Genomic DNA, 16,179 nt, shown 5'->3' on the forward strand with positions numbered 1-16,179 from the left:
CCATGACCAGTCTGAAGGCCCACGAATTGTTCACGCCGCCCTGCCAACTGCAGGACCAGACCGACCTGCCCCGGGTCGGCTTTCGCGGCGCACAAAGCGCCGAGTACCTCACGGCGCGCGGCTTCACGTTGCCAGGCGCGCCTAACCAAGCCTGCGCGCAAGCGGACGGCAGTTGGGTGGCGCGCCTGTCGCAGAACGAATACCTGGTGCTGGGCAGCCTGCAGGATCAGGGGCAACGGATTGCCGATGAAGAAGCGCGTTGGGAACTGGACCACCGCGCCAACTACCGGCTGCCGCGCCAGGACAGCCATGCCTGTGTGCGGCTCAGCGGGGAGGTGATTGCGCAGGTGATGGCGAAGCTGTGCGGGGTGGATCTCAGTTTCCCGGCCTTCAAGCCGGGGATGGTGGCACAGACCTCGGTGGCGCGGGTCAATGCGATTGTCATCCACACAGGCAGTGTGGAGCTGCCGGCGTTTCATATCCTCTGGGATCGCGCCTCGAAGGCATACTTCGAGGGCGCGTTGCGGGATGCGCTGGAGGAGTTCGGTGGCGTGGGTCAGTCGGTGTAGCCCAACCGCGCCGCCCTGACCTTTTGGGTGTGTTGACGTGTCGCCAGGCAGTAATACAACGGGCACGTCACCACCAACCCCACCAACCACGACAAGTCCGCGCCTTCCACCAGGTTGGCCCACGGCCCCACATACAGCGACGTATTGGCAAACGGCAGTTGCACGATGATGCCGATGAAGTACGCCACGATCGCATGCAGGTTGAAACGCCCATACACCCCGCCATCGGCCTGGAAGATCGAGGCAATGTCATAGACCCCTCGCTTGATGATGTAGAAGTCGATCAGGTTGATGGACGCCCACGGCACCAACACCAGCAACAGCGCGAGGATCAGGCCGATAAATTGCGAGATGAAGTCCGCCGACGCGCCCAACGCCACCACGCAGCAACCGGCCAGGACCACGCCCGACAGCGCCACGCGCACCTTGATGCTCGGTGTCCAGTGGCTGGCGAAGGTCTGGACCGAGGTGATGATCGACAGCACCGCGCCGTACAGATTCAGGGCGTTGTGGCTGATGATATTGAGCAGGAACAGCACCATCAGGATCGGCCCCAGCCAGCCGGTGGCTTGCTTGACCGCGACCATGGCTTCGGTGCCTTCGGGCGTGGCCAGTGCAGCTACCAGGCCAAAGGCGAAGGACAGGATGGTGCCGAGGGTCGCGCCCAGGTAGGTGGCGAGGAACGGCCGGGTGATGCCAATGTCCGCCGGCAGGTAGCGCGAGTAGTCGCTGGTGTAGGGCGAAAAGCTGATCTGCCAGATCACCCCCAGCGACACGGTAGCCAACCAGCCCGCCGCGTTGAAGCCGCCACGGGTAAGGAAATCTGCCGGCAGGTCATGGGCAAAAATGTAGATAAAACCGGCCAGCAAAGCGCTGCCCATCACCCAGGTGCCGATGCGGTTGAGGGTATGGATAAAGCGATAGCCGATCACGCCGATGGCGGTGGCGCTGAGGGCGCCGATCAGGATGCTCGCCGGCACCGGCACCGACGGCACGATGCCGACGATGGACTTGCCAGCCAGGACGATATTGGAGATGAAAAAGCCGATGTAGATCAGCGCGGCGAAGAACACGATCAGCAGCGCGCCGTAACGGCCGAACTGGCCACGGCTCTGCACCATCTGCGGGATGCCCATGCGCGGGCCTTGGGCCGATGCGAGGGCAATCACGATGCCGCCGAGCAGGTGCCCGAGGGCAATCGCCAGCAGCCCCCACACCAGATTGAGATGGAACACCTGGGCGACCATGGCACCCGTGACGATCGGCAGCGGCGCGATGTTGGTGCTGAACCATAACGTGAACAGGTCGCGGGCCTTTCCATGGCGCTCTGCGAGGGGGACGTAATCGACCGTGTGATGCTCGATCAGGGGGTCTTGCCGGGACATCTGGGGCATGGAAATGAACTCGCGTTTGTCTGATCTTATAGTTGTTTGACGCCAAACCGGGGGAGCTCTCTGGCTGCCCCTCAGATGAACACCATATTATGGTATTCCAACATTTTCACAAGACTGATCCGTAGTCTTAGCGCGCATCTGATCCGCAATTGTGCCACAGCGCACCCTGTTATTTCCCGCCATAGCTCCCGTATTTATTGGTGATAAGCCCCCGAATTGACGTTCATCGGGCGATTGAAAAAGCGGTTGCATCGATTGTATTACGGTATACCATCAGACCTACAAGCTCATAAAAACCACATTACCCGCAGAGGACCGTCCCATGATTGATGCCGCTATCTACAAACAAGTGATGGGTTCGTTTCCGTCCGGTGTCACCGTGATCACCACGCTCGATGACGAGGGGCAAATCGTCGGGTTGACCGCCAGTGCCTTCAGTTCACTGTCCATGGACCCGGCCCTGGTGCTGTTCTGCCCCAACTACAGCTCCGACTCGTACCCGGTGTTGATCAAGAACAAGCGCTTTGCCATTCACGTGCTTTCCGGGGGGCAGCAAACCGAAGCCTATGCCTTTGCGCGCAAAGGCAAGGACAAGGCCCAGGGCATCGAATGGACGCTCAGTGAGTTGGGCAACCCGATCCTGGCCAATGCCACGGCGGTGATCGAGTGCGAGTTGTGGCGCGAATATGAAGGCGGCGACCACGCAATCATGGTCGGCTCGGTGAAAAACCTGATCGTGCCCCAGCAGAACGCCGGGCCACTGGTGTATTGCCACGGCAAGATGGGCGCCCTGCCCTTGGTTGCCTGATCCCCGACCCTTTCTGAAAACACCGAAGATCAAATGTGGGCGCGGGCTTGCTCGCGAAGGCGGTATTTCAGTCGTTGGATTCAGTGACTGATGCACCGCCTTCGCGAGCAAGCCCGCTCCCACAGTTTTGACTGCATTCCAAAGCGTGTCTGCCGGTGTCCATGTTTGCGCTAGGGTGCCAGTCAGGTGCGGAAGCGGCTGACCAATTGATTCAACGTCTGCGACAACGCCGTCAATTGCTGCGCATCCTGGCGCGTGGAGTCGGCCAGGCTTGCCACTAACTGCGCATCCCCATGAATCTGGCTGATGTGCCGATTGATGTCCTCGGCCACCTGGTGCTGCTCTTCGGCGGCGGTGGCGATTTGCGTGTTCATGTCGCGGATCACGTCGACCGACTCGCGGATCAGGCCAAAGCTGGCCCGCGCGTCGTTGATCGACACCACCGTTTCCTGGGACACCTCCAAGCTCGCATGCATCTGCTTGCCCATCTGATGAGTGCGGCGTGCCAGGTTGCCGAGCAGTCCGTCGATTTCACCGGTGGAGTCGGAGGTGCGCTTGGCCAGTGCGCGCACCTCGTCCGCCACTACCGCAAAACCGCGACCCTGCTCACCCGCCCGCGCGGCTTCGATAGCGGCGTTCAGCGCCAACAGGTTGGTCTGCTCGGCGATGGCGCGGATGGTGCCGAGGATCGACTGTATGTCATTGCTGTCTTTTTCCAGCTGCTCCATGGCCTGGGCGGAGTGGCCGATTTCCTGGCTCAAGCGCCCGACACTGCTCACCGCCGCGTCGATCTGCTGCTGCCCGGTATGGGCCTGACGCTGACCGTTGTCGGCCGAGTCGGCCGCCTGGCTGCAGGAGCGCGCGACTTCGTTGGAGGTGGCGACCATTTCATGAAACGCCGTCGAAACCATATCCACCGCTTCACGCTGTCGCTCGGCGACTTCGGCCATCTCCACCGAGACTTCGGTGGCACTGCCTGAGCTGGTGTGGATCTGCGCGGCGGCCTGGCCGATACGTTGGATCAGCGTGCGGATGGCTTCGAGGAACTGGTTGAACCAACCGGCAAGCTGCGCCGTTTCATCGCGACCTTTCACATCCAGGCGCGCGGTCAAGTCGCCCTCACCTTGGGCAATGCCTTCCAGGCCGCTGGCCACGCCGCGAATCGGCTTGACGATCAGCCCGGCAAACCAGGCGCCGGCCACCGCGAATAACGCACCGCACACCAGCGCAATGGCCGCAATCAGCCAGGTCAGGCGTGCTGCGCCGGCCATCACTTCACTCTCGCGCACCAGCCCGACAAACCGCCAGCCCAAGGCCTTTGATGGCCATACCAAGGCCATATAGCGCTCACCCGCCAATTCGACTTGCACAAGCCCCTGGCCGGCTTCGCTCAACTGCCGATAGCCTTCCCCCAGCTCGCCAAGCTTCTTGAAATTGTGGGACGGGTCATTCGGGTCCACCAGCACGGTGTTATTGGCTTCCATCAGCATCAGGTAGCCGCTCTCGCCCAGCTTGATCTGCTTGACCAGATCGGTCAGTTGCTTGAGGGACACGTCGATGTTGACCACCCCGCTCGCCTTGCCCTGGCGATCGTTGAAGCTTTGCACGGTGCTGACCAGCACCACATCGTCGGCGGCCCAGTAATAGGCCTCGGTGCGCAGGGTCTTGCCCGGCTGGGCCATGGCCGTTTTATACCAAGGCCGTGTGCGTGGGTCGTAGTTGGCCAGCTTAGGGTCGCCGGGCCAGAACACATAACCGCCGTCCTCGGTGCCCAGGGACAGATAGGTGTAGGCCGAGTGACTCTTGGCCAGGCCCTCGAACAACGTGAAAAGTTGCCCGTCACGCGCGCCGGGAGCGATCTGCGCCGCATCACTGGCCAAGTAGCGTTTCACATCACCATTGATACTCTGCAACTGCGGGTGTCCGGCCAGATAGGCGACGTTCTGGCTGATGCCTTCAAAAAACAGCTGCATCGCGTTGTCCACCTGGCGGATCTCGCGCCCACTGCTGTCGACAAAGCCGTCCCTGGCCTCATGGCGCACATTGAGGATGATCAGCACAGCCACCAGAATCACCGGCAGGCTGGCGATCACCGCAAAGGCCAGGATTAATTTTTGTTTTATGTTCATCGAGCTCGCCTTCCTTGTGAGGTGAGGGTGCAACCGTTGGAGAGAAAAGTTTTGCGGATATTCCGTATTATGGTATACCAACAATCAATCCGCCGAACAGCCGTTATCACCGGCACGCTTCACAGTGGCGAGAGCACTTAAGGGCCCGCAGTCGACAGGCCGATCACAATAGATCCGAGGTAAGCGTCATGAAGTTTTCCCTGTTCGTACACATGGAACGTTGGGATGAGAGTGTCAGCCATCGCCAGCTGTTCGAAGACTTGACCGAACTGACCCTGATGGCCGAGGCCGGTGGCTTCAGCACCGTATGGATTGGCGAGCACCACGCCATGGAATACACCATCTCGCCAAGCCCGATGCCGCTGCTGGCTTACCTCGCGGCCAAGACCACCACCATTCACTTGGGCGCTGGCACCATCATTGCGCCGTTCTGGCATCCATTGCGGGTGGCAGGCGAATGCGCCCTGCTCGACGTGATCAGCAACGGGCGTATGGAAGTCGGCCTGGCCCGGGGCGCCTATCAGGTTGAATTTGACCGCATGGCTGGTGGCATGCCCGCCTCAAGCGGCGGTCAGGCCCTGCGCGAGATGGTGCCGGTGGTGCGTGCACTGTGGAAAGGCGACTACGCCCACGACGGCGATATCTGGAAGTTTCCCACCTCCACCAGCGTGCCCAAACCGATCCAACAGCCCACCCCGCCGATGTGGATCGCCGCCCGCGACCCGGACTCCCACAACTTCGCCGTGGCCAACGGCTGCAACGTAATGGTCACGCCGCTGATGAAGGGTGATGAAGAAGTCCTCGACCTGAAAAACAAATTCCAGGCCGCCCTGGACAACAACCCTGACGTACCACGCCCGCAACTGATGGTGCTGCGCCACACCCATGTGCATACGGCTGACGACCCGGAAGGCTGGAAAGTCGGGGCCAAGGCAATCTCGAAGTTCTACCGCACCTTCGATGCCTGGTTTGGTAACAAGAGCGTGCCGGTCAACGGCTTCCTCGACCCTAGCCCGGAAGAAAAATTCGCCGGTCGCCCTGAGTTTGAACTGGAAAGCCTGCATAAGACCGCGATGATCGGAACGCCGGAAGAGATCATTCCGCGCATCCAGTACTACCAGGAACTGGGTGTCGACGAGTTCAGCTTCTGGTGTGACAACAGCCTGCCCCACGCAGAGAAGAAAAAATCCCTGGAATTGTTTATCAAGCATGTGGTGCCGGCGTTTCGTTGAGTACGCGGTGAACTGCGTAGATTGAAAAGCTGCGGACACTGGGTGAAGCCGGGGTGCAACGCTTGTCCCCCGCTCCTCACCGCTCTTACGGGTTCGGGCAGGATCCATCTGCTTGGGGTGCTGGATAAGGCATAAACGCCTGCACAGCAGGCTACTGACGGCTTTTACAAAAAAGACACTTACGCGTCTATTTCATAAATCGCAGGCAAAAAAAAGCCACTCATCAGAGTGGCTTTTTCTTGTATTTGGAGCGAGAAACGAGACTCGCATCTGGCGTCCGAGTCATTGAAATCAAACGGCCCCCGTCAAAAATCGACGGTAGCCGATAGTTGTAACGTGCGCGGATACCCCGGGGAAAACGCACTATAAGAGGCCACGCCCGACCAATACTCACGGTCGAATACGTTCTGCACCGTGGCGCGGAAAGTCGTCGGCCGCCCTTCAATTTTGGTGGCATAGCGCGCGCCTGCATCGATACGGGTCCAGGCGTCCAGCGCTTGGGTGTTGGCCTGGTTGACGTATTGGCTGTCGGTGTAGATCGCGCCACCGGTAAGGGTCAAACCTTCCAGCCAGGGGGTGTCGTATTCCGCCCACAGGTTGGCCTGGATGTCGGGCACGCCGACCGGCTTGTTGCCCTGGTTAGCGGCAGTCGCAGATTTGGTCAGCTCGCCATCAAGGAAGGTCACTCCCCCCATCAAACGGGTGCCGGTGGCCACTTCGCCGAACACGCTGAGTTCCAGGCCACGGTTGCGCTGTTCGGCCTGCACCGAATACACGCCATTGGCGCCCAGTTCACCGGCTGGTTTCTCGATCTGAAACAACGCCAGCGTGGTCATGAAGGTGCCGTGTTCATACTTCACCCCCAGTTCGTGTTGCTTGGACTCGTACGGCGCAAAGGTTTCCCCGGCGTTGCTCGCCGTGCCCGGTGCCGCATCGCCTTTGCTCAGCCCTTCGACGTAGTTGTAGTAGAGGGAGACGTCCTCCCAGGGCTTGACCACCACACCCAGCAACGGCGTGGTGGCGTTGGCGTTGTAACGAGAGCTGACGGAGCCGGCAGCATTATAGTTACGTGACTCGATAAACTGCCGGCGCACGCCCAGGGTCAGTTGGAAACGGTCATCCAGCATCCCCAAGGTGTCGGTCAACGCCACGCCGGACAACTCCGACTCGGAGACTCGCAGCACCTTGGGCGTATTGATGTATTGCTTGGGCGTGTCCACCGGGTGGTAGATATTGGAGAGGATTGTCGTGCCGTTGTTGATGCCCCGCGACAGCTCATCCTGGTAACGGGTCGCCATCAACGTGGTGGTATGGGTGACCGGGCCGGTGGCGAAGAGCCCGCGCATCCCCACATCGACGGTAGAACGGTCGACGTTGAATTTGTAATAACCCGGGACGTTGCTGGTGTCACCGGCATCATTGAGGATGCGCGGCACCTGGTCGGACATGCGCTTCACATCCGACTTGCCGCCCCCTGCATGCGCGAACACGGTGAGGTTGTCGCTCAGATCATATTCACCGCCGAGCAACGCGGACTGTTCCTTGGTATCCGACCAACCCCATTTCTGCGGCAGGCTGGTGCGGCCATTCGGGGCGGATGGCACGTCAACGCCCGGTGCGATGGTAAACGGGCGTGATGCGCCGTCGAAGCTTTCTTTCTGGCTGATGTAGTCGAGGTTCAGGCGCAGCCGCTCGCCGCGATAATCCAGGGCGATCGCACCGATCCCCACGTCGCGATGCTGGTCGTTCACGGCCGTGTCGCCGCCCTGCAGGCTGCCGTTGAAGCGCACGCCGAACTGGTTTTCCTCACCGAAACGCCGGCTGATATCCAGGTGTCCGCCCGTTTGGGAGTCCGACGCGTAGCTGCCGGTAAAACGGGTCAGGTCCTGCTCCAGCGGCCGCTTGGGCACGATGTTGATGACCCCCCCGACACCGCTGTTGGGCGAGATGCCGTACATCAAGGCGCCCGGCCCCTTGAGCACTTCGACACGTTCGGCGTACTCGGTAAAGGCCCGGTAGTTGGGGGCTACGCCATACACGCCGTCGTAGGCCAGCTCACCCAGGTTGCCTTCGCCAATCGCAAAGCCGCGAATGAAAAACGAATCGACGATCCCGCCCGTCTGCCCCGTGGAGCGCACCGAGGGGTCACGTTCCAGCGCATCGGCAACGGTGACGGTTTGCAGGTCGGCGAGGGTTTTGGCGGTGTAGCTGGTGACGCTGAAGGGTGTATCCATCACGTCTTTGTTGCCCATCATGCCCAGCCGCGCGCCGCGCGCTACCTGCCCACCGGGGAGAACGTCGGGCAGCGCCGTCGGGCCGTTGTAGCGACCGTCGATGGTGGTGGTGTCGAGTGTCAGGCTGGGCGTGCTGTCATCCGTGGCGGCAGGCGTTGGTGTCTCAGCCCAGGCATTGGCGCCCGCTGCGACCATGACAAAATTCAACAGGGCGGTTCGAATGGCGAGTGTTAACACGCGCTCACCGCAGGGCCGACTGGCAACAGGCATGACGAGAGGATCCTTTCAACGAGGGAAAATGGGAATCACTCCTAATGCCAGTCGACGTGCGAAAAAGTATCACCCTCCCCATGATTTTTTTTGCACGGCTCATTCGTACAGGCGATCCAGCGGTATCGCGATGACCGGCAACGCCGGATCAAACACATGCCGCGTGGTCTTGTACGGAAAGATCTCGCCGCGAGCGATGGTGTTGAAAATCCGCGCGACCTCGAACGCATGCCCCGTGCGCCAGTGCCTTACGCACACCCGTGGGTCCGTATAGTCGAGCTGGATGCACGGTACTCGACACAGACCCAACTGCAACGCTGCATTCAGGCGGTGGTTACCGTCCATCACGATGCCATGCGAGCGCTCGACGATGATCGGTTCCAGCCAATGCCCTGCGCGGATAATCGAGTCGCATAGCCACTGAACATTGGCCGGGTCCACCTGTTCCGATTGCCGTACTTCGCACACCGGCCGCAGCGCAATCTGATAGGTCTGCCCCATGGTTCCCCCCTGCCCTGGCAGCATGTTCAGCAGGTCCCGGTCTTGGCGACCGCTGCGTATCGATGGGCCAGATCCAGCAGACGTTGCGCCTGCTCGATCAGCGGCAGATCGACCATTTCGCCGTCAACTTGCACCGCGTGGCTACCGCCGGCCACGGCACTCATCACCCGATCCGCCCAGGCCAATTGGTGGGCATCGGGCAAGAACGCGCGCTGCACCGTCGACAGCTGCGCGGGATGGATGCACAGCTTGGCCCCGAACCCGAGGGAGCGCGCGTAAAGCGAGTCCTGGGCGACCACCGCCAGGTCGTTGATCGCAGGCGTTACCCCGTCGATTGGCGCCGGCAAACCCGCAGTGCGAGAGGTCAGCACGATGCGGTTGCGTGCGTACAGAAACGCCTCGGGCACCTGGCCGCAATTGATATCCAGGGAAAAATCCAGCGAGCCGAAGGCCAGGCGCGCCAGGCCGGGAATCGCGGCAATCGCCTCCACCTGCTGCAAGCCTTTGGCCGTCTCGATGATCGCGACAATGTGCAACTGGGGTTGCCATGCCAGCAGCTGCTCGACCACCCGCGCCAACGCCTGGGGAGCCTCGGCCTTGGGCAGGAATACCCCGGTGCAACGCTCGGGGTAACGCATGTCGCCCAACCACGTCAGGTCCTGGCGGAACAACGCGCTGCCGACACTGTTGAGCCGGATAAACCGCTGGCACGCAACGCTCGACGTACTTTCCTGCCACGCCCACACGGCAGCTCGGGCAGCGGCTTTGCTCTCGGGATGAACCGCATCCTCGAGGTCCAGGATGATTGCATCCGCCCCGGCCTCAACGGCTTTGGCAAAGCGCTCCGGACGGTTCCCCGGAACGAACAGGTAGCTGATGGGAAGCAGCGTGGTCGTGCTCTGACGATCAGTGTTCATGGCATCTCTCCTTGGCGTGCATCAGTCGTGGTTTTTGAAAAAATTTTCAGGGGCACCGAGGGGGTAAATTGCGCCTCTGGCGCCACCCTCGCCGATCAACGTTTAACCCCTTATTGATCAATGAATTAACAACGCTTTCAAACTAGGGACGAACGCCCGAAAGAGCGTGCAAATACGGGTTCGCGCACTGATCTTCAGCGGGCATTAATGTGAAATATTTGAAAACCTTACTTGATAATCATTCTCGGTAGCAATATTGTTCACGCCGCCAAGAGAAACTTTTCTTGTGCACATGCAAATCCTAATGCTCACCGAAAGTATGGCCTCGCGACATCATTTACCCATCACTCGCCGGTGAATTAGATCAAGAAAATCAGCAGTTAGTGGCTGATCGCTACATCCGTATAAACCTTATGAAATGGGGTTCTTATGCAATTGTTTTGTGAACCGATTATGACTGTCAAAGCCACAGTTTCGCCTGCAGGATTCGTGTGGCATCCACCGCCAAACACATAAGCGTAAAAACACGACGAGCGACAAGACCACATTCATCGATCTCTTTTAGAGATTAAAATATGAATGACGACGCTATAAGCGCCAGGGGATAGTTATGTCCATTGCAACAACGCACCCAAATAAAGTGCGCACTGAAGTTCATCTTTCGAAAATGCTTAATCCATTATTGGATGTAAGCATCGCACAGCTGTTACATAGCCAGCCCGACACCCTGCTTGAACTCGTCGCACAATACGGTTCGCCCCTGAATCTTGTATGGCCACATGCTTTTGCACTGAACACCTGCGCATTGCGATCAGTGCTGGAACAGCATGAAGTCCAGCATGCGGTCTTCTATGGCGCCAAAGCCAACAAGTCGCAATGTTTGCTGGGCGCGGCCAAGGCGTCCGGTATCGGCGTCGACGTTTCCAGCCTTTACGAGATGCAGGCAGCACTGCGCGCCGGTGTGCCAGCCGATCAGTTGTGTGCCACCGGTCCTGCCAAAACCGAGGATTTTCATCGGCAGCTCGTCCAGGCCGGCGCACTGATCTGCGTGGATTCACTGGAAGAATTCGACCATTTGAAAACACTGCTCGAAGCCCGCAGCAAGGCCATCAAAGCCCGGATTTTATTGCGTTACAGGCCCAAAAACTGTGCGACCAGCCGCTTCGGAATGGGGGCCTCGGACGTGTTGGTGTGTTTGCACTTACTGACCGGGCTTCGGGCTTTTTTTGACTTCGAGGGTTTCCATTTCCACCTGGGTGGCTATGGGTTCGAATCCCGAGCACAGGCCTTTCGTGAAGTGACGGATTTCGTCGATGAGGCTCGAAAGATGGGATTGAACCCGACCATGATCGATATCGGGGGAGGCTTGCCCATCCGCTATATTGAGCCACACGCCTACGATCGTTTTATACACAACGACAATACGCCCAGTCACTATTACAACCAATCCGTGCCCAACTCTTACTACCCTTACGGCAGCAACTTGACGGCGAGCCAGTGGCTGCATTCATTTCTGGAAAGTGCCTACTCGCCGCACCAGAACATTGCCCAGTACTTGAAAGCCAACAACATCACACTGGGATTGGAGCCAGGCCGAAGCCTGGTGGACCAAGCCGCCATTTCAGTGTTCCGCATTACACGCAGCAAAAAACTGGCAAATAACAAAACTGTATTGTTTGTCGAAGGCAGTAGTTTCAGCGCGTGCGAAACATGGTTCGCGTCGGAATACCTGGTCGACCCGATATTAATCAGCGCGGCACCAACATCGGCCACGCCGATGCAAGCCTATATTGCCGGGCATAGTTGTCTGGATGATGACGTCATCACCCAGCGCCTGATCAACTTTACTACGTCCCCCAAGGCCGGCGACTTATTGATTTATGCCAATACCGCCGGTTACCAAATGGACTTGCTGGAGAACGAGTTTCATCGTCACCCCTTACCTCGGCGAATGGTGGCGACCTGTTGCACGCACGGTAACTACGCGTTTTCACCTGACTACTAGAGGGAGTACTTCCTATGATACTGACCAAAGTTTCCGAACTGATTGGTAATACGCCCATGTTGGGTATTTATATCCCGGGAACTGACGCCCGGCTGTTATTAAAGATAGAGAAAAATAACCCCGGTGGCAGTATCAAAGACCGCATGGCGCGCAACATGGTACTCGCCGCGCTCAAATCCGGACGCCTGAAACCGGGCGGTGTGGTGGTCGAGTCGTCGTCGGGCAATACCGGCATCGGCCTGGCCATGGCCGCCGTTGAATTCGGCCTGCAGTTTATCGCGGTGGTTGACCATCACGCGGCGCAGGACAAGATCGCGGTGATGAAGGCACTGGGCGCGGATATTCGGTTTGTCGCGGGGACCTATCGCGAAGATGAAGTCGCGGTGGTAGAGCGCCAGCGCCTGGCGGCCGAACTCGCCGAGCAGATCCCGGGCGCCGTGTTCATGAACCAGTCCGATAACGCGGCCAACGCCGGCGGCTACAGCGACTTTGTGCGGGAAACCATCGTTCAGGCCGAAGGTGTTATCGGCGCGTATGTCGGTTGCGTCGGTACCGGCGGGTCGATGACCGGAATTGCCCGAGGCCTTAAACAGCACAACCCCGACATCGTCACAGTGGCAGTGGAACCCGCAGGCTCCATCGTCTTCGGACACCCCGGCTATCCGTATTATCAGTCCGGTACCGGCACGCCTGCCGGGGACACAGTGGGGCTGGTGCTCGATTACAGCTGCATCGACCTGGGCGTGCAGGTTACCGACTCACAAGCCTTCGAGACCTCCCGCTATATCGCCCGCCACCTCGCCCTGCTCGTAGGCGGCTCAACCGGTGGTGCGATTTTCAAGGCCCTGGAACTGATTCACAAAGGTGTACTGAGCGGCAACGTCGTGGTGCCGATTGCCGATGGCGGCGAAAAATACCTGCACACGGTCTTCGATGATAAGTGGCTGGACGAACGCGACCTGCTCGACCCCGGCGTCGCGTCGCAGCTGGATGCCTGGTTGGGCAAGAACCATTGGCAGGAGTCCAGCTCCGCCCCGCTGCAACTCAGCGTTGCATGACCCTCTTTCGACTAAGGAACGCCTCATGAAACCGCTGAAAGTCGCCATTTGCGGCGGTGGCCGGACCGGTCATCTCAACGCCATCCTGTTCAAACAACTGCCCGACGTCCAGGTTGCGCTGCTGACCAGCAATCTGGACGTCATCGACCACCACGCCCGGCAGGTGCCGCTCCAGGCTGTGCTGCCGGACGGATCCACGCTGACCGCCCGGCTGGACCGGGTGACCGCCGAGGCCAGGCCCGCCGTCGAAGACGCCGATATCGTCATCATCACGGTGCCAGCCCATGCCCGCGCCAAAATCCTGCAAGCCATCGCGCCGCATTTGAGCACGAGTAAACCGGTGTACATCGGGGCGATTCCGGGCTTCTGCGGGTTCGACTGGCTGGCCGAGGCCACACTGGCAAATCACCCGAACCTGGTGATATGGGGCATGAAGGACGTGCCTCATACCGCCTTCGAACTCAAACCAGGCCGGTCGATAAAAATGGGCGGCGGCAAAAGCCAGTTGTATGTCGCGACCCATTCGCGAGAATCCCAGACGTCGCGCCAGCACCTGCACGACATCCTCAAACGGCTCTACGGCCCTTGCGTCACGCTGCTCGATCACTACCTGGAAATCACCCTGACGCCCGGCAACCCGATCATGCACAGCTCGGTGATCTACGGGTTGATCGGCCCCTACGGCCAATGGCACCGCAAGATCTTTCCGCAGCGCCTGTGCTGGTGGACGGAGTGCCCCGAACTGGGCGCTTACTTCCTGGAACGCATGGATCAGGAAAGCCAGGAACTGTGCGCGGTCATCAGTGAGCGCATGGGCGTCGATCTGTCGTCCGTCAAATCCTTGAAACAGGAAATCGTCGAGGCGTACGGCGATCAGATTCGCGACCAGAGCAGCATGTTGTCGATTCTGCGCACCAACCAGGCCTACAACGACATCCTCGCCCCCATGGTGCCGGCCGGCGATAACCGCGCCGGGTATGTGATCGAGCGTGAGAGCCGCGCGTTCAACGAAGACGTCGCCTATGGGCTGGTGTTGCTGGTGGAAATGGCCAGGCGGTTTGAACTGAAAGTGCCCTATATCGAAGAAGTCCTGCACTGGAGCGTTGCCTACATGCAAGGCCTGCGCGACTCGGCGCTGGATTACTTCCCGAGCCAATGGCCTCGCACGGCATAACCCTTTTAATGAATGACTCAACGAGCAGATAGCTGATATGGATGACCTCAACACCTTGATCGCCTACTCCCGCAAAAACGCCCTGCGCCGGCTGATTCGTTGCTTGTTTGCGGAAAATATCCTGGATCGTTCGGCGCTGGCGTTTACCCCCGACGGCCGCCAGGCCACCTACCCGCTCAAGCAGCGCGGCGCGCAGCTGTTTTTCTCCGAGATTGCACTGGGGCCGGCCGACACGCTGGTCAATGACGGCGACGTGGTGCTGCTGACGGCCGAAGGCGTGCGCCAGGCGATCACCCGCCATCAAGACTTGCTGGATGTACTGCGCGACAGTTTCGACTTTGAGCCCAGCGACGAAGGCGTGGCCGGTCTCAAGTCGGATATGGAAAACAGCCTGCTGAACGACGCCCATGCACGCCAGTATCGCCAACACTGGAACGCACGCCTGGCCCAGGCCGCTCAACGCCAGGGCCTCATCAGCCTTACCGATTACTTGCGCCGGCATTCGAGCACCAAGGACGCCGCCATCCTGCTGGACCAGTGGGGCTCATTGGAAGGTCACCCCTACTACCCGACCTGGAAAGCCCGCCCCGGACTGAATGACTCTGAGGTCGAGCAACTGTCTCCGGAGTTCAACGCCCAGGTGCCCCTGCGAATTGCCGCCTTGCGTACTGACATGGCCAAAAGCGAAAGCATGCCCCACGTGACCAGCTACCCCGCCTGGTTCGCCAGCAACTTCCCGGCACACTGGGAGCAATGGAAGGCGGCGCTGAACGCTAAGGGACTGGATGAAACACAATGGCTGCCACTGCCGATTCATGGCTGGCATTTGCAGGCCTATGTGCTCAAGACGTTTGCCGCAGAAATCGAAGAAGGTCTCCTGATCACCGAGGGGCCGGATATTCAGACGTTGCCGACCATGTCATACCGCACGATGATGCCGGTACTGGACCACGCTGCGCCGCTGATCAAATTGCCCATCGCGTTGTGGATGACCAGCGAGTTGCGCAGCCTGCAAGCCAAGTCGATCCATATGGGGCCGCGCATCAGCACGGTGATCACGCAAATCCTGGAAGCCGAAAACGGTTTCGACCAGCAACTGGAAATCTTCCCTGAAGAAATCGGCGTGCGCTATCGACACGCGATCACCCAGGACGACGTACCGGGAAAACACCTGTCCGTGGTATTTCGTGCCAGCCGGCAAGCGTTTGAACGCAGCGATGATCGCCTGCCGATCACTGTGGCCTCGTTGTTCACCCGTTTGCCGGGCAGCGGTCGGCCGCTGTTTACCGACCTGATCGAACGCGATGGGGAGCGCGCCGACGCCGCCAGCGTAGAACGGTGGTTTCGCCACTATGCAAAAGTCGTCACCCACCCCGTGGTGGCAATCTACTTGCTGTACGGTATCGGGCTCGAGGCGCACCAGCAGAACACCATGGTGCTGTTCTCACCCGATGGCTTGCCGCGCAGCCTGCTGATCCGCGACTTTGGCGATGGCAGGACCTACGCCCCGCTGCTGGAAGAACGCGGTTATACGTTACAGCCACACGTGCAGCCTGGCATTCTGCCTACGGTCTTTACCGGTGATATCGAACCGGTGCGCATGTTTGTACTGGACGCCGCGTTCCTCACGCACCTGCATGAAATGGCCCTATGGCTGACCAAGGAATACGGCATGGACAACACGCGCTTGTGGGCAGTATTGCGCGAGGAAACCGAAAACGCCTTCGCCGCCGTACGCGATCGGGTTTCGCCGCAGGTGTGGGAAGTGGAACGCCAGGCCTTTGTCGAGGATCCTTGGCCTACCCGTTCATTGCTGCGCATGCATCTGATGCAGTATTCCAACTACCGTTTGCAGCACACCCTGACCAACCCGCTAGCTGCCGTTTAA

Annotated in this window: 12 protein-coding genes and 1 pseudogene; 7 read left to right on the forward strand and 6 right to left on the reverse strand. The window is 59.6% G+C overall.

The features are described from left to right. Nucleotides 1–2 precede the first annotated feature (2 nt). Entirely contained in the window at nt 3–569 is a 567-nt protein-coding gene (locus JBO08_RS22965) for a sarcosine oxidase subunit gamma (RefSeq protein ID WP_065881111.1), read from the forward strand. Here JBO08_RS22965 and JBO08_RS22970 read toward each other — a convergent pair. Continuing rightward, nucleotides 557–1,963 (reverse strand): cytosine permease, encoded by a 1,407-nt coding sequence (locus JBO08_RS22970; protein WP_065872271.1) that lies wholly within the window; start codon nt 1,961–1,963, stop codon nt 557–559. The two genes, JBO08_RS22965 and JBO08_RS22970, sit on opposite strands and share 13 nt — an antisense overlap. A gap of 322 nt (nt 1,964–2,285) precedes the next feature. On the opposite strand from JBO08_RS22970, the gene JBO08_RS22975 reads away from it, so the two are divergent. Next, nucleotides 2,286–2,771, forward strand: coding sequence for a flavin reductase family protein (locus tag JBO08_RS22975; RefSeq protein ID WP_065872272.1), 486 nt, complete (start codon nt 2,286–2,288; stop codon nt 2,769–2,771). Nucleotides 2,772–2,953: 182 nt separating this feature from the next. Here JBO08_RS22975 and JBO08_RS28570 read toward each other — a convergent pair whose 3' ends face one another. Both JBO08_RS28570 and JBO08_RS28575 read right to left on the reverse strand, forming a co-directional pair. Continuing rightward, complete coding sequence (locus tag JBO08_RS28570; RefSeq protein ID WP_405045953.1) at nt 2,954–3,721, reverse strand: methyl-accepting chemotaxis protein; 768 nt, start codon at nt 3,719–3,721, stop codon at nt 2,954–2,956. Between the two features lie 138 nt (nt 3,722–3,859). Next, nucleotides 3,860–4,900, reverse strand: a pseudogene (locus JBO08_RS28575) (cache domain-containing protein); the annotation flags it as partial. A 188-nt stretch (nt 4,901–5,088) separates the two neighbouring features. Between JBO08_RS28575 and JBO08_RS22985 the strand changes: the two are divergent. Then, entirely contained in the window at nt 5,089–6,132 is a 1,044-nt protein-coding gene (locus JBO08_RS22985; RefSeq protein ID WP_220074970.1) for an LLM class flavin-dependent oxidoreductase, read from the forward strand. A gap of 305 nt (nt 6,133–6,437) precedes the next feature. Here the strand turns inward: JBO08_RS22985 and JBO08_RS22990 are convergent, their stop codons facing one another. The 3 genes from JBO08_RS22990 to JBO08_RS23000 form a co-directional block, all read right to left on the reverse strand. Beyond that, nucleotides 6,438–8,636 carry a TonB-dependent siderophore receptor gene (locus tag JBO08_RS22990; protein WP_220074969.1) on the reverse strand — a complete coding sequence of 733 codons (2,199 nt, stop codon included), beginning with the start codon at nt 8,634–8,636 and terminating at the stop codon, nt 6,438–6,440. 99 nt (nt 8,637–8,735) lie between these two features. Continuing rightward, the gene (locus JBO08_RS22995) at nt 8,736–9,137 is read right to left on the reverse strand and encodes a ParB N-terminal domain-containing protein (RefSeq protein WP_065872277.1); all 402 of its coding nucleotides are present in this window, start codon (nt 9,135–9,137) and stop codon (nt 8,736–8,738) included. 26 nt (nt 9,138–9,163) lie between these two features. Beyond that, the gene (locus JBO08_RS23000) at nt 9,164–10,054 is read right to left on the reverse strand and encodes a CoA ester lyase (RefSeq protein ID WP_065879966.1); all 891 of its coding nucleotides are present in this window, start codon (nt 10,052–10,054) and stop codon (nt 9,164–9,166) included. 610 nt (nt 10,055–10,664) lie between these two features. Here JBO08_RS23000 and JBO08_RS23005 point away from each other — a divergent pair. Genes JBO08_RS23005 through JBO08_RS23020 form a run of 4 tightly spaced genes read left to right on the forward strand, consistent with a single transcriptional unit; the run spans nt 10,665 to nt 16,179 of the window. Further along, nucleotides 10,665–12,059: a Y4yA family PLP-dependent enzyme gene (locus tag JBO08_RS23005; protein ID WP_258407158.1), complete on the forward strand. Its 1,395-nt coding sequence runs from the start codon at nt 10,665–10,667 to the stop codon at nt 12,057–12,059. 14 nt (nt 12,060–12,073) lie between these two features. Further along, complete coding sequence (locus JBO08_RS23010; RefSeq protein WP_220074968.1) at nt 12,074–13,117, forward strand: PLP-dependent cysteine synthase family protein; 1,044 nt, start codon at nt 12,074–12,076, stop codon at nt 13,115–13,117. Nucleotides 13,118–13,142: 25 nt separating this feature from the next. Further along, nucleotides 13,143–14,291, forward strand: coding sequence for an NAD/NADP-dependent octopine/nopaline dehydrogenase family protein (locus JBO08_RS23015; RefSeq protein WP_065879967.1), 1,149 nt, complete (start codon nt 13,143–13,145; stop codon nt 14,289–14,291). Nucleotides 14,292–14,328: 37 nt separating this feature from the next. Continuing rightward, on the forward strand, nt 14,329–16,179 hold the full coding sequence (locus JBO08_RS23020; protein ID WP_065872284.1) for an IucA/IucC family siderophore biosynthesis protein: 1,851 nt from the start codon (nt 14,329–14,331) through the stop codon (nt 16,177–16,179).

This window comes from Pseudomonas sp. LAP_36, from assembly GCF_019456785.1.
Classification (GTDB): Bacteria; Pseudomonadota; Gammaproteobacteria; order Pseudomonadales; family Pseudomonadaceae; genus Aquipseudomonas; species Aquipseudomonas tritici.